13 protein-coding genes are annotated in these 14,339 nt (G+C 37.9%); 5 read left to right on the forward strand and 8 right to left on the reverse strand.

Annotated features, from left to right (window positions below; all coding sequences use genetic code 11):
• Nucleotides 1-123: 123 nt before the first annotated feature.
• The 4 genes from N782_RS01645 (at nt 124) to N782_RS01665 (ending at nt 4,591) form a co-directional block, all read left to right on the forward strand.
• Nucleotides 124-555, forward strand: a complete 432-nt coding sequence (locus N782_RS01645) for a cytidine deaminase (RefSeq protein ID WP_036815537.1) — start codon at nt 124-126, stop codon at nt 553-555.
• 375 nt (nt 556-930) lie between these two features.
• The gene (locus tag N782_RS01655; RefSeq protein ID WP_052111099.1) at nt 931-2,493 is read left to right on the forward strand and encodes a BCCT family transporter; all 1,563 of its coding nucleotides are present in this window, start codon (nt 931-933) and stop codon (nt 2,491-2,493) included.
• Between the two features lie 70 nt (nt 2,494-2,563).
• Nucleotides 2,564-3,271, forward strand: a complete 708-nt coding sequence (locus N782_RS01660; RefSeq protein WP_036815539.1) for a GntR family transcriptional regulator — start codon at nt 2,564-2,566, stop codon at nt 3,269-3,271.
• 105 nt (nt 3,272-3,376) lie between these two features.
• On the forward strand, nt 3,377-4,591 hold the full coding sequence (locus N782_RS01665; RefSeq protein ID WP_036815540.1) for a M24 family metallopeptidase: 1,215 nt from the start codon (nt 3,377-3,379) through the stop codon (nt 4,589-4,591).
• Between the two features lie 68 nt (nt 4,592-4,659).
• On the opposite strand, the gene N782_RS01670 is transcribed toward N782_RS01665, so the two are convergent.
• Nucleotides 4,660-5,037: an iron chaperone gene (locus N782_RS01670; protein WP_036815541.1), complete on the reverse strand. Its 378-nt coding sequence runs from the start codon at nt 5,035-5,037 to the stop codon at nt 4,660-4,662.
• Between the two features lie 44 nt (nt 5,038-5,081).
• Nucleotides 5,082-6,542: an FAD-binding domain-containing protein gene (locus N782_RS01675; protein ID WP_237582332.1), complete on the reverse strand. Its 1,461-nt coding sequence runs from the start codon at nt 6,540-6,542 to the stop codon at nt 5,082-5,084.
• A 163-nt stretch (nt 6,543-6,705) separates the two neighbouring features.
• Here N782_RS01675 and N782_RS01680 point away from each other — a divergent pair, with 163 nt between their 5' ends.
• Nucleotides 6,706-7,272, forward strand: a complete 567-nt coding sequence (locus N782_RS01680) for a PRC-barrel domain-containing protein (protein WP_036815543.1) — start codon at nt 6,706-6,708, stop codon at nt 7,270-7,272.
• 95 nt (nt 7,273-7,367) lie between these two features.
• Here the strand turns inward: N782_RS01680 and N782_RS01685 are convergent, their stop codons facing one another.
• From N782_RS01685 to N782_RS01710, 6 genes are all read right to left on the reverse strand, one after another.
• Entirely contained in the window at nt 7,368-8,762 is a 1,395-nt protein-coding gene (locus tag N782_RS01685; RefSeq protein WP_202595658.1) for an SNIPE associated domain-containing protein, read from the reverse strand.
• 288 nt (nt 8,763-9,050) lie between these two features.
• Nucleotides 9,051-9,593 (reverse strand): hypothetical protein, encoded by a 543-nt coding sequence (locus N782_RS01690; protein WP_161783058.1) that lies wholly within the window; start codon nt 9,591-9,593, stop codon nt 9,051-9,053.
• A 165-nt stretch (nt 9,594-9,758) separates the two neighbouring features.
• Nucleotides 9,759-10,493: a Bax inhibitor-1/YccA family protein gene (locus N782_RS01695; RefSeq protein WP_036815545.1), complete on the reverse strand. Its 735-nt coding sequence runs from the start codon at nt 10,491-10,493 to the stop codon at nt 9,759-9,761.
• Nucleotides 10,494-10,629: 136 nt separating this feature from the next.
• Nucleotides 10,630-13,518 (reverse strand): DEAD/DEAH box helicase, encoded by a 2,889-nt coding sequence (locus N782_RS01700; protein WP_036815546.1) that lies wholly within the window; start codon nt 13,516-13,518, stop codon nt 10,630-10,632.
• A gap of 137 nt (nt 13,519-13,655) precedes the next feature.
• Entirely contained in the window at nt 13,656-14,051 is a 396-nt protein-coding gene (locus N782_RS01705) for a (deoxy)nucleoside triphosphate pyrophosphohydrolase (protein ID WP_036815547.1), read from the reverse strand.
• Nucleotides 14,052-14,092: 41 nt separating this feature from the next.
• Entirely contained in the window at nt 14,093-14,299 is a 207-nt protein-coding gene (locus tag N782_RS01710; protein WP_036815548.1) for a hypothetical protein, read from the reverse strand.
• Nucleotides 14,300-14,339: the final 40 nt, after the last annotated feature.

The following is a 14,339-nucleotide window of genomic DNA, read 5'->3' on the forward strand; positions in this document are numbered from 1 at the left end:
TATTTTACATAAAAGGGTTATATTTGAAGTCATGCAAGGCTAGTGTGCCTGACCCCCACCGCTGTAAAACGCTAAAGCTTGGCCTTGTTGGGTTATGTACCATTAATCAGGGAGGAAATTATTTTGTTGAGTGTTAGACCTTTAGAAGAAAAAGATTATGCATTAATTAAGGAAGCAGAGAAAGTAATAGAAAAAAATTACCGCTATGGACGACACCACATTGGCTCAGCAGTTAGAACGCCATCAGGTAATGTTTATTCAGCAGTACATGTAGAAGCGAATGTTGGAAGAATAGCAGTATGTGGCGAAGCGATGGCTATGGGGAAGTCTATTTCTGAAGGCGATCATGAATTTGAAACGATTGTAGCAGTAGCACACCCTCATCCACACGAAGATATAGATAAATGTTGGGTTGTGTCTCCCTGTGGGATGTGTCGAGAATTAATTAGTGACTACGGAAAAAATACAGATGTAATCCTTTCTTATAAGAATGAACTAGTAAAATGTAATGTAATGGAGTTAATACCAGAAAAATATACAAGTGATATAGAATAACAACTTAAGCAGCACAAGTGCGTTAATAAAAAGGGAACTCCAATAGTCTATGGAGTTCCCTTTTGTTATTATATGCGCCTATTATAAGGTGCCAGACCCCCACTACATTACCGCGTTATCACACTACTATAACGGGGGTCTGGCACCTATTTAAGAATATGTTAATCTTGTTCAGTATTATTTGTACGAAAAAGAAAAACAGAGAATTTAGGAGAAAACAAAAGATTATAACACCATATACATCATTCATCATCACTCATTTCCATTTATGAAGGTAAATGCCATTTAACGAGAAAAGCTAACTATGGTTATAATTCCAAATGTAATGACAAGTTAAAACATATCATAACAAGATGGAAATGAAGGAGAGATACAGTGAATAAAAACATCATCGACAAGCCTACATTTATAGGCTCATTAGTCATGCTCATAGCGGTAACGTTACCACTAATTCTTTTTCCAACAGGCGGAAAGGAAGTTGTGTTATCTCTAAAGAATTTCATGACAAGTAAGTTTAGTGTTTTGTACTTAGCTTTTGGATTAGGAACATTTATCTTTTTACTTTATTTAGCATTTAGTCGTTTTGGAAATATTACATTAGGTAAAGAAACCAAACCGGAATTCCGCACTCTTTCTTGGGCTGCCATGCTATTCTGCGCTGGAATAGGTGCCAGTATCCTTTATTGGGCAGCCATTGAATGGGTATATTACTACACCGCTCCTCCACTAGGAATCGAACCAAAATCGAATGAAGCAATGAACTGGGCTTCAGCGTATGGTATTTTCCACTGGGGATTGATTCCATGGGGGATTTTCACCTTACCTGCTGTCTCCATCGCATATTTCTTCTATGTTCGTAAAAAACCCGTCCTGAAAATTAGTGAAGCATGTCGACCTGTTTTAGGTGACAAAACAGATGGACCTTTAGGGAAGGCCGTCGATATCTTATTCTTATTTGGTCTATTAGGTGGTGCTGGAACAACACTAGGGCTTGCTATGCCATTAATTGGTTCAGGTATCCATGACCTTACTGGCCTTGAAGTCACAAAGTTTGTAAAAGCACTTATTCTTATCATATGTACCATTATATTTGGAGCAAGTGCATTTAGTGGGTTGAAAAAAGGTATTCGTGTCCTAAGTGATATGAACCTGTGGCTTTCCTTCTTCTTACTTGGATTTGTCTTCATCATAGGCCCAACTCTATTTATAGCTGAGACAACGTTCAATGCACTAGGTATCGTTGGAACCAATTTCTTAAGAATGAGCACATGGACAGAACCATTTAATAACCTTGGATCCTTTGAACGAACAGGGTTCCCGGAAAGCTGGACGGTATTCTTTTGGGCATGGTGGCTTGTATTTGCACCATTCGTTGGATTATTTGTGGCCAGAATTTCAAAAGGGCGTACGGTACGCCAACTAATTCTTGGTACACTTATTTATGGTACATTAGGGAGTGTATTATTCTTTGGTATCTTAGGTAATTATGCTATCTTTCTTGAAATGAGTGGACAATTTAATGTAGTGGAAACAGTGCAGAACTCAGGACCTCCAGCTGCTGTTATGGGGATACTAAATACACTACCAATGGGTAAATTGCTTGTAGGAGTATTTGTTGTACTTGCCGTTATCTTTACCGCGACGACATTTGATTCAGGCTCGTATATCATTGCCTCCGTCGTTCAAAAGGATGTAAAAGGCGAACCAGTACGTTGGAATCGATTATTCTGGGCGTTTGCGTTATCCTTTTTACCAATTGTCCTCATGTATTTAGGTGGAATGTCTACACTACAAACAGCAAGTATTGTAGGCGGCATCCCACTACTGATCATTATGCCGATGCTAGCACTCTCCTTTGTAAGAGCAGCATCTCATGATATGGAGAAATCAAACAACGATGAAAAACAAGAATCTAAAAACGATTATCAAACAGGTTAACCTTTCATTTTTTACACCTATTCATGCATGGTAAGCGCTGTTGATAAATCGTGAAGAAAGGCGTGAATAGATGTCTAAACAAAGAAAGCTACCCTTGTATGTGCAAATAAAAAATAAATTGGTCAACAATATAAAAGAAGGGGTATGGCAACCAGGGGAAGCCATACCTTCTGAAAGCCAATTAATCGAACAATATAACGTAAGTCGAACGACGATTAGACAAGCGATTCAAGACCTTGTCCAAAAAGATGTATTAGAAACACGCCGAGGTGCTCCGACACGAGTTAAAGAAGAACCACAAGTAGATAAAGGTAATCCTGGTATCATTCATAAAGAAATAGGTACAAATATGGAAGTAAAAGTTCTTCGCTTCGAAAAGCTTAAAGAGCATTACTATGCCAAATATCAATTAGATTTAGAAGAAGATGAAGAGGTTTACGTTCTAGAAAGATTGAGGATTGCAGACAGCAAACCAATTGCATACCAACAATTATACCTACCTATTCCGATAGGTGAAGTAGTAAAAGGTGTCGCATCAGATGTCTTCGATATTTTTCCAGTCTTAGGACAGCACAATATACACCATTCCAATATACAAGAAATGGTCTCAGGATCTAATGCAACTCAATATGTAGCAGATTTATTAGGAATCATACCAGGAGAGGCACTAACAGACATTGAACGTACCACAGTTGGCATAGACGACAAGCCTATCGAATACAGCCGTACTAAATATATTCCAAACGCATTTATGTATCGTATGGAAATTGGCAAATGATTTTTAAAAATACATGTTGTAATAAGTTCATCCATGTTGTAATATGTTTAGTGGATTAAACACTAAATATCAATCAAAAACCACTTCCTTCAAAGGAGGAAAATAATGAACAAACTTTCAAGCATCCGTCATGATAAAACACAAATCGATACCGTTCGTATGCGTCAATATCGTCTTGGCAGAGTCCGTGAGCAATTAAGAAAACAAGGGTACGGCGGGATTGTCATTTTTGACTCAGTAAACCTTCGTTATGCAACAGGCAGTCGAAACATGCAGGTATTTATGCTACGTAACCCAGGACGTTATGTATATATCCCAACAGAAGGACCTGTTACTCTATTTGATTTTCCTAACTGTGAACACCTTTCAGAAGGTTTGGAAACCATTGATGAAGTAAGAGAGGCAATAACACTTTCATATGTAGCCTCAGGCGAAAACCTATACGACAATGCAAGAAAATGGGCAAAAGAAATCGAAGAGCTCGTTAAAGAACGTCAAGGTGGCAACAAAAAATTAGCGATTGATTACTCCCCTTCTATTGGGCTTGTTGAACTGTCCAAATTAGATGTCGAGGTAGTAGACGGGCAAGAAATTATTGAGCATGCTCGCAGTATTAAAAGTGATCAAGAAATTGAAGCAATGAAAATATCTGTTCGTACAGCTGAGCAAGGTATGATTCGCATGCAACAAGCACTTGAGCCTGGCATCACCGAAAATGAACTGTGGTCCTATCTTCACCAAACGAACATTGCACAAGGTGGCGACTACGTGGAAACAAGGCTACTAAACTCTGGTCACCGTACAAACCCTTGGTTCCAGGAATGTAGTGACAAAGTCATCAATGAAGGTGAACTTGTTGCTTTTGATACCGATATGAACGGTCCATTCGGATACTTCACAGACATCAGCCGTACGTTCTATTGCGGAGATAGTGAACCAACGGATGAACAAAAACGTCTCTATCAAACAGCATATGAACAAATCCAAACGAACATCGATCTGCTAAAACCAGGAATGTCCTTCCGTGAATACGCAGAAAAAAGCTGGAAGATCCCAGAAGAGTTCTTCCCGAACCGTTACTTTACCGTAGCACACGGAACAGGACTTAGCGGCGAATATCCTTATATCGTGTACGCACAAGACTTCGAAGAAAAAGGATACGACGGCATCATTCAACCAAACATGGTACTGTCAGTTGAAAGTTATATCGGATCACCAGGCGGAAAAGAAGGCGTCAAGCTAGAAGAGCAACTTCTTGTTACAGAAGACGGTGTCGAGAATTTCTCCGACTTCCCATTTGAACCAAAACTTCTTAAGTAATTAAAAGGTGCCTGACCCCCACTACGCTAACGCGTTACCACACCGGGGGTCAGGCACCTCTTTTTTCTTTAACAACCAGTATCTCCACCAGCATTCCAATACTCAATCGTTTTCTTAATAAACGTTTCTAAACCACTATTCTCTATGTCCACTGATTTTTTGATACGGATGCATCCTTTTCCAAAGTTAAACCCATCTAAGAGCTCCTTCGCCCCTTCTATTTTCTCTATCGTACCTACATACAAGCTTACATATGCCTTTTGAGCATTCAAGTTAAACAACGTGGATGACTCATCCCCATAACATAGCATCTTATATTGAATACCCTCTTGCAGTTCAGGTCCATGTTCCAAGATGTATTGACGTACTAGCAAAAGCTTTTCTTTTCTCCAGTCGTCTTCTAATATTTCAAAATATTCGTTTGGGGTATTTACTTCATATTGCATTTAATCGCCTCCATAGAAGTTATTTTCACCTAAAAAAGACTTCCTTACGAATCAAACAGATTTAGCGACAATTGCTGGTCTTCCCTAGTTGAACTCTCTTTCTTTTGTGTCTTCTTTCTTTTTATATTAGTTGAACCTTTAACACTCAAAATAACTTCTTTCGCACGCCGATTCGCCTCTTGTACATCTATCATTGGTTCACCATAATCAATATGAACAAATCCATGATACTTCCAAGGTTCATGAACATACTTGTTTGGAACATGTTTAAGTGCTGGAATGTGACGTCGAACAAACGTGCCCTCGGGGTCAAGATTTTTTCCCAGCTTAATTGGATTCAGCACTTTCACTGACTTAGCATCAGTCGTTCCAACTGTAAGTTGTGTTTGACTATAATGAATACCTGGTACGTAATCCAAAAATAATCCAGCAAGATAATCAGCAGGCCTGCGCCAATCCAAGCCGAGCGTGTGGCAAGTAAACGAGATGAGCATTGCTCTTAATTGATTATTAATCCACCCTGTCTTCAGAAGTAACATCATCGCTGCATCTATCATGGGAATTCCCGTCTCACCCTCACACCATTTTTGAAACGTTTCTTCTTTATCTTCTCGAACATCATCCAATGCGGAATCGATGGATTCACAAGCAATCAACGGATCATCCAACAACCACTGCTTGTATTGACTATGCCAGAAAAGATGAGCCAAAAATGCCTTCAGTTGTTGAACATGGTCCTCTTCTTCTATGGAAGAAATTTTTTCGTTGGTTCGTTGAACAACATACCGCAACGAAATATTTCCCCATGCTAGATAAGGGGAAAGCCTACTACCTGCTGTAGATGACGAAACAGGATCTGCTAAATCATCCTTATACCTCTTCGAACGCTCGGATAAAAACGTTTCAAGTGACTCAAGGGCAAGACTTTCCCCGCCCTGTTGCCCATACTTTATACGCATGCCACCAACGGAAAGCCTGTTCATCTTATCAATGGAGGAAGAAAGAATAGATGGCACTTCCTCCTCATCTACAGTAGGAATATACGCTGGTGTCTTATATAAGGAGTTGTCCATATAGGCATTCCACTCTTTTCTCAATGTCCCTCGATTGTCATGCCCCTTCACCACACCATCTTGCTGATACTCCTTCACCTGAAGCCCTTGCGACTCCATCCACTTATGTACGCGCATGTTTCGCTCATTCATTACAGTCGTTCCGCTTTCCGCATAGGTGTGAATCGTAAACTCACCAAACGCCTCATAGATCGTCGCTAATACATCCTCCACTTCCTGAATCGAGACATAAACGGTACCATTTCGATTATGAAAAGATTCCTGAAGTTCCGTAAGCCCTTCCATGATAAATTGTAGATGACGAACCGATAGCTCGCTATTTTTCCATAGAGAAGGATCAGCTATATAAATCGGCAAAATTGGTTCACCATATCGAAGGGCTTCCACAAGTGGCTGATGATCAAGTAAACGAACATCCCGCCTAAACCACACAACTTGCAACACATCCATCCCTCCGTTTTCATGTATCTATGTCCTATTGTAAACGGAAATCCGTGGAAGGAGAAGGAATAACCATTTACCTTAATAGTTTAACAACCTAGAAAAAAGGAAACATTTCCTAGCACAATTTATTTTTTAAAAGGAGATATGGCACTTGAATTTACTAGCCAGCAACCTCATTAACGCCACCATAACCCATTCCGATTCTGAAAATGAAAAAGCTACCGTACATGACGTCTTCATAGATCTTGAACAGCAAAAATTAGGATATGTGACACTAAAACTTCATAAACCACCTCACGAAATGGAGGAACAAGAAAGCAAAAGCTTACTAGAAAAACTCAACCCCTTCATTAATAACGGAAAGAGTAAAAAGCTTTACTATATTCCCGATTATAAAATAGAAACAATCAAACCAGGCATGCTTACCATGAGTGGCCAAAAAGTAGAGGAAGAGCTCAAGTCCCCTTCCCCCAACTGCCACTCCCATACCAAACTTCAAGAGATACCAATAGAATCAGAAACAGGCGAACGCCTAGGAGAGTTAGAAGAAATCATCCTCAATACGAACGACAAAACCATCATTGGCCTTATGCTAGAAGAAGAACAAAACAAACCTTACCTTCCTTGTGAATATGTAGTTAGTTGGAATGAAGATAAAATCATCGTAGCTAGCGGAGCACAGTTAAAGTTACTTGATTATTTGGAGCAACTCCGATAAAAAAAGGTGCCAGACCCCCACCGCTTTACCGCATCACCGCGGCGGGGGTCTGGCACCTTTTGCAGGCACCTTTTGCACAACTTTATCTCTTGTATTTACTCAACTGTCGTTGCAACTTCATGTTCAGCAGAGTAATATCCTTTTGTTTGTGAATCATCAAGAGCCTGAGATTGTCGAAACTCTTCTGCTTCTGCCATTTTTGTTAACTCCAACGTGGCATCGTGATTCTTCTTGACTTCTTGCTCCACGTCTTCAAGAGATACTCTGAAGAATTCTTTTTTATTGTTAATTTTATTTACCCTAAGGTGATCAAATGCATGGTGTAATGCATTTTCTAAAGAAGGGGCATCGTTTGAGAAAATCATCCCGTGAATATCAAACGTAAACGGAACTGAAGCATTGCCTAATTCCTTCACACGTTCGAGTGGCTCTAACCTTCTTGTCATACCTATTTTGACTATATCTTCACCAAGAGAACCAATGTTAGAGATAATATAGACATATCCTGCTCTGGCATTTTGTGCACGAAAATCTACATTTTCTTTCTCTTTCTCAAGTTCAGCAATTTTTGCTTCATACTCTTGAATCTTACTTTCTAGTTCTTCTTGCATTTTTTCATCAGCGTTTTCTAATCGATTACGATAATCTTGAAGAGCCTGATTAAAGTGTTTTTCATCTTTCTCAATCTTCTTCTTCTGCTCCTCAATTTCTTTTTGGATTTTCGCTTCCTCACGCATTTGTTCTTTAATACGCTTCTGCTCTTCTTTTTCTTCTTCTTTCTTCTTGGCATACTCATAAGCAAGATATAATTCCTCAAGCTTAAGATTTAAATAATCCTGTTTTAGGGTTACTGTATTGTATTGATTAAACTTATTTAACTGTTCAAAAGATTTTTTAATACGTTTTTCACTTGCCTCAATATTATTAAACTTCACTTTAGAAATAACGGTATCACATTCATTATTAAACGAACGAATGGTCATTTTAATAATGTTATTGAGCATAGCTTTACCTTTACTTTTGTTTCCGTCTAAACTAAAGTTTTCCGGATGAGATGTGGCTGTTTTATTTTTTGCCATTTGTTTTTGACGTTCACGAATATCATCTAGCTTGTCTTTATAAGCCTGAGATGATTCAAGGTCATATTTCGGTTCGTAAAAACCAAATGATTGAAGTAATAATTCATCATTGAGAACAATCATTTCCTCTTTCTTTTCAGAAATAAGGTTATCCAATCGAGTTGTCTCTTTATTTCTTTCTTCTTTCTGAGATTCTAGTTGTTCAATCTCTTTTTCAATTTCAGCTTTCTTCTGGTCGACTTTAAGTACATCATCGAACCCTACTTCTTCCCACATCTGCCTAATTTTCTTACGACGTTTGTATTCCAGCACTATAAGTATAATCCCTACTATAGGTGGTACGATTATATTCCATAACGCAAAGCACAATGCGATCATCCAAGGCTGCAAGTACCATGGTTGTTTTGGCAAGACAATCTCTCCTCTACTACTTTATGTAATGTAAAATTAACACTCATAAGATTTTACCAGACCTAATATTTAAATGATAATGGTAATGTTTTACTAGTTAACGACTTTTTGAAAGTTTCTATATAACTTTTGAATAGCTTTTTTTGAAACGTAAAAATACCAGCTATAATGGAGGTGAATATTAGAATCTTATCTTATTGAGAAAAAGATTATTGAAGAAACATATGAATAGTACATTAATGAAAAAATCCTATATTAAGGTGATTCAGCACTTTTTCATAACCATCTTCAATTCGAATGATAATTCACATCCACCAACACACTCATCGCAATCATGCCAAATACACGAAGTTCATCCAATCCAGCACACTCCATAAAATACCCATCTTCCTTCATCAAATTATCTTTCATCGTATCATAAGTAAAAGAGCGCTTTTTGATAGAAGGAAGCTTCTTACCACTTTCACAATCAACTACCGAGAAATCGGAAACGCTAAAATCACCTTCAGCTTTCATAAGAGCTGTATCATCATGATCAACCAACGTGAACGCTGGAGCACTCATTTTTCCAGTAAATGCAATTGCCCCAATATGCTGTCCCTTCTCATCATAGAGAGAAAAGCCCTTATTTATCCCCTTACCTTTTTGAATGGTCCCTAACAAGTCCCCTCTCTGATCTTCCACTATCAGTTCTACTCCTACCATGGTATGTAAGCCTAAAAATTTCAGCAATTGATTGCCTACTTGCGTGGTAGATTCTGATTTTTCCTCAACTGTACCAACTGCATCCTCACCAGCGTACAATCGATACATCTTGCCTCTATAATTCATTCGCGCGTCTTTTTGTAGACATAGGTTTGTATAGGATGGAAACAAAATGAGCCACCTTTCTATTAAGATTCCGAAGTTTAATGGAAATGTATTCTCAGGATTTATTAACTGAGGATTAATATCGCTTATACAAAGTAAAAAAAAGACCACAATCGTGGCCTTTTATTATCGGCGATAAATTTTAGACAACAGCCTCAAGATTTCAATATATAACCATACAAGTGTAACGACGAGTCCAAACGCTGCGTACCATTCCATATGCTTTGGAACGCCTGAGCCAGCACCTCTTTCAATAAAGTCAAAGTCCAGCACTAGATTCAGAGCTGCAATGATGACAATCCCCACACTAATTAAAATCCCAAGCGGAGTCGCCTCGTGAAGATGCGGGACATTAAACCCAAAGAAACCTCCAATAAACGAAATAAGGTACACAACAAAAATAGCTCCTGTCGCCGCAACGACACCTAATCGAAAGTTTTGAGTTACCTTGATCATGCCAGACTTATAAGCAAGAAGCAGGCTAAACAACACCCCAAACGTCAAAATAACCGCTTGAAACACAATACCTTCAAACTGCGCCTCATACGTTGCCGAAATCGCACCAACAAACAAACCTTCCAACAAAGCATAAATCGGTGCTGTTACAGGAGCAGCCTTAGGAACAAATACCGTGATGAGCGCAAACACCAAACCACCAAGCGCGCCACCAAGCATCAATCCTGTCCCCATTCCAGGATTCGCCACTAGCATATTCCACGAATAAATCGCCGTAGCCGCAACCAGTAGAAGCAGAACAAACGTCTTGTTCACACTCCCCTGTATCGTCATTTGATTCTCGCTCGTCATCCCTCTATATCGATCGAATGTATTAGCTGATAAGCTTGGATTACCTGTTCTCATATCGGAAAGCCTCCTTAGTTGTAAATTGATTTTTATTTTTTGTACTTGCTGTAACTATATTATATACGATGAGAATGATGACAGGTTTCATATTAATTTTTTGCATACATAAAAGAAGCAGAGCCCTCAGCCCTGCTTACCCTTTCTGTAAATACATATACAAATTGTGTTCTATAGGTTGTTCTAGTGTTAATAACATCGTTACAACTGGGAGTTGACTACCACCATCTCCCTCCATAGTGGTTTGTTCTATTGTTTCTTGTAGAAGCGAAGCTGTTCCTAGGTAATAAAAATCAGTTCCTTCTCCATCACTTTTCTTGATAAAGATATGAATATCGTTTCCGTACTCTTCGGATTTGATTAATTTTTGTACATCAGGGGAAGTGATTTTCCTCTTACTCTTGGAATACCACAATAGTGTTTCAGGATCTAGTAGTTCATCCTCATAGTTCACACTAGACTGCACACTATCATCTTTCTTATACGTAACGAAGACTGGAGACGTATTATGCCTTGTCGTATAACCAAACATAGTACCTTTCTCATCTTTATCCCAATTTAATAATCGACATACATCTTTTCGTGAATACTTTTGATACAAGGATAATGCCCTATGATTATCGTAATGTTTATTTTTCTCATAGCCTGTTTTTAGCACATCTTGTACTAGTTTCTTATAATATTCATTAGTCTGCAAGCTGTCCCATACAGACTTATTCAATCGGAATACGTTATCGTCATTCATACTAATTATTGGCTCATGCCCATAGTTTTTCTGATCTGTTTTAGTGAAAAAAGACAAGTCGAACATCCGTCTAACTGATTCAATCGTTTGTTCATCTGTATTCTTATTTACAGCTTTTAAGCTATTAATATATTGAGCATAACTTACTTCTTTATTTTCCAATACTAACTGAAGCAAAACAAGCTCGTGAATTCTCTTGCCATTCATCAATTCAAACGAAATCATTGTTAATACTTTTTGTTCATAATCTGTTAATAGAGATACATCTTCTTTCATATTGGTTAACAACTTATGATAATGCTGGAATTGACCAATAATTACTTCAGGATCAATCGAATGATATTGTAAAAAGTCATATAAGAATGGTGTTCTACCTAACTTATTCTTCAATCGAGTATAATAATCTTTAATAATTTTTTTCTCTGTCAGATTGGTATCATCAATAGCCTTAAAGATCTCTTGTTTGGCAACCTCTTCAAAATTGATTGTTGATATTCCTTTAAGGTAACTTGTATCTCTCATCCTTCTACGAACATTATCTTTATTTTGAGAATAGTCCCCTGACAGTGCGATAGGAATAAGGTAATTATTTTTGTAATTCCCTATAAAATCAATCACTGTTACAAACTCCTTGGAATCAAACTTCCTCAATCCTCTTCCTAGCTGTTGAACAAAAATGATACTGGATTGCGTTTGTCGTAACATGACTACCTGATTTATACATGGAATATCGACGCCTTCATTAAAGATATCCACCGTTAAAATATAATCAAGCAATCCATTTTCCAGTTGAGATACTGCCTCCATACGAGCTTGTTGATCATTGTCCCCCGTTAGAGCAACAGTTCGATACCCCTTATCGTTTAACAAACTAGATAATTCTTTTGCTTCTTCTTTACGACTACAAAAGATTAACCCTTTTACTTCTTCTCCAGAGTGACCATAATACTCTACTTTTTCCATAACATGTTGCACTCGATCTTCATTTGCTAATCTGGAAAGGTTCGCAGTCTCGTCCATTAGCTTCCCGTCATATTCATAATCAGTAACACCAAAATAATGAAATGGACACAACATATCTTCTTCCAACGCTTCTTGCAATCGAATTTCATAAGCTATGTTATAATCAAACAACTCATAAATGTTAAAACCATCAGTACGCTCAGGTGTTGCGGTCATACCCATGAGAAACTCAGGATCAAAATAGTCTATCACTCTATGATAGGATTGAGCTCCTGCTTTATGCACTTCATCAATTAAGATGTAATTGAATTCATCTGGATCAAAATGCTTTAGATTTTCTTCTTTGGAGATTGTTTGAATCGTTGCAAACAAATAACGTGCATTTGTTTGTTTATCAGACCCTGATAAAATCCCAAAATCTTCATCCAAACCCCCAAGCACCCGTTGAAAGTCAGATTTAGCTTTTTGTAAGATTTGCTCCCGGTGGACAATAAATAGCATTTTCTTAGGCGCAGCGTTTCGTACATCAAATGCAGAGAGGTATGTCTTCCCCGTCCCTGTTGCAGAGACCACTAATCCTCTCTTTTCCTCTGATTGCCTCAACTTAGAAATTTGTTCAAGAGCAGCTTGTTGCATTTTGTTAGGAACAATCTTTAGTGCTTCTTCTACGGCGTTATACTGATATTGCGAAGGAATTTCTCTCACCTGATTTACAGGATGATCTTCCGGAACATAGCTTTTTTCATACTCCTCAATCCATTCCTTCGTTAAAGGAATGGCATTATCCCAAACTTCCTCAAACTGATTGTAGAAGTGATTCACAAGCTCCCCATTTTCGTGAGAAGTTAGTTTAATATTCCACTCATAATTCACCTTCAATGCTTGAGAAGTTAAATTAGAACTACCGACAATGAGCGAGTGGTAAGAGGAATGGTTAAAAATGTATCCCTTTGAATGAAACCCTTGCCGATCTGTTAATCGAACTTCTACATTATCTAACTTCATTAGTTCTTTAAAAACCTTTGGATTATTAAACTTCAAAAAGGTAGAGGTTAGTATCCTACCTGTAATGCCTTTATGATGTAAGTCTAGTAAGTGAGCTTTCAGCATAGCTAGACCACTCTCGGTAATAAAGGCTACCGAAAAGATAAAAGACTCACAGTTTTCAAGCTCTTCTAGTAATGTACTTAATACGGTTTCATTATTAGTAGCATTATTGATTAATAACTTCGGTGTATAAGAACCGGCATTCTGGTATTGCTGATTTATAAAGCCTCTATGTAATGATGCTTCTAACTTTTGTACTATTTCCTGCATAGGATCCCCATTCATTTCCATATTTTCATATTTATTTTACTATCTACTATTTTTTCTAGCAATTTCTTTCGTTTAGAAAAACTTTCCATAATAAAAAAGCCACTCATTATTAGAGTGACTTTGTGTTACCAAATTCCTTATAAGGACATCTTCGATAGCTTTTCTATAGCAGGGATATCTGCAGGCGCCCAGTCTAACTTAAACAATTCATTGTTCGGCAACCATTTAAACGCTACATGCTCCGTTAAAATAGGCTCACCTTCAAGTAACTTACAGTAGTATGTAGTCAAATGCACTATACCAAAGTCATATTCATGAACCGTGTGATCCACCTGCTCTCCAATTTCAACCGAACATTCCATCTCCTCATCAATCTCCCGACGCAACGCATCTTGAGGTGTCTCATTATCTTCGATTTTGCCACCAGGAAATTCCCACTTCAGAGGTAATGATTTGGTAGCTCCGCGTTGCGCACAGAGGATTTTATTATTTTCCACAATTACCGCGCCGACTACGTGTATGTTTTTCTTCATAGTGACCTCCTAGAGTTTAGTAACAATAGAATTTTCCTACCTTATATTTCTTCTACAATGCGAAAACGTACGACATGTCCCATGTTAACAACCATATCTTCAATGATATAAGCTTCTCCATTATCCATCATACGCTTATACTTTTTTAAAATATCCTTTTTGCTTCCTTTTTCAAGGTGACCTATAGACCTAGTGTCAGATTGTTGATCAACATTTAGTATTAGTTCTACTTCGTATTTCTTTGCCATTATGGGTACCCCTTATTCTTATTTGATGATAATTATGATA

Source organism: Pontibacillus yanchengensis Y32, assembly GCF_000770635.1.
GTDB classification, from domain to species: domain Bacteria; phylum Bacillota; class Bacilli; order Bacillales; family BH030062; genus Pontibacillus; species Pontibacillus yanchengensis.